Annotated in this window: 1 protein-coding gene; it reads right to left on the reverse strand. The window is 58.1% G+C overall.

What is annotated here, in order from left to right; translation table 11 throughout:
* Positions 1 to 931, reverse strand: a 931-nt coding sequence (locus A7X77_RS33695) for a hypothetical protein (RefSeq protein WP_197486934.1), incomplete at both ends; no start/stop codon positions are given.

Here is a 931-nt window from a genome sequence, read left to right on the forward strand (position 1 = left end):
ATGGATGCGGGCTGCGCATGCCAAAGCACCGTAGAAATGATAGTCGAGGTGCTCTATCTGAACGATCTTGCAGGTCCCGGTCACGACCTTGTCGAGGACACTCAAAGCCGAGATGAACTCGCCAGCCAGATAGTGCAGCATCACTTTGCGAGTCCAGTAGAACCAGCCCACCGTCGGCGCTCTCGCCCCGCCCAAGTCCCGTTCGAAGGCACTCTGGTCAAACTCGGCATCGCTGAAGTCGGAGATGTGTGCTGTAAGGCCCCGCAAGCATGCGCTGGCTCGCTCGGGGACCAAGGCCATATCGGCACCGTCACGGAATCCCGTGGCGCGAGTCGTCGCGCGCAATTCGGCCAACTCGGCTGCCTCTTGACGGAGGTCCCGCCCCCTCTGAAGCAAGGTCATCGCGATAAACGCGCAAGGAAAGCACGCAAAGAAAATGTCACCCGCTTCCATCCCAACCCGATAGGCGGTGCGATACCAGTCAATCGAGGTCGTCAACGACTGCGTCCACGAAGACGTGAGGCTCATCGTGTTGTAAACGCGAGCCAAGTCCACTGGTGCCTTTTGCTGCTGTGCCAAGTCGCACGCCAATTGCACCATCTGATAGCCCTCGTCATAGCGCCCAAACGCGGGGCCCATGATCCAACCGAGCATTGCCAAACCTTGGTTGGAGGACGGTGCAATGCCGTGTTGGAAACTTATGTTCACCATCCGACAGGCGACCAACGTTGTCAGATTGAAATCCGTGAAGAACGCGGGTGGCCACATCTCCGCAAGAATTTTCATCACCGCGAGCATTTCCGGGCTCGTCATCGCCGGCAGTTGGGCGAAGCTGCTGACGGGCCTCCCATCCAGGACATTTGAGAGCGCCTCGAACTCCTCTTCCACATGTGATTGGCTTGGATGTTCGGGAAAGTCGATGTCGAACAGG

This window comes from Rhizobium bangladeshense (assembly GCF_001662075.1).
Lineage (GTDB): Bacteria > Pseudomonadota > Alphaproteobacteria > Rhizobiales > Rhizobiaceae > Rhizobium > Rhizobium bangladeshense_B.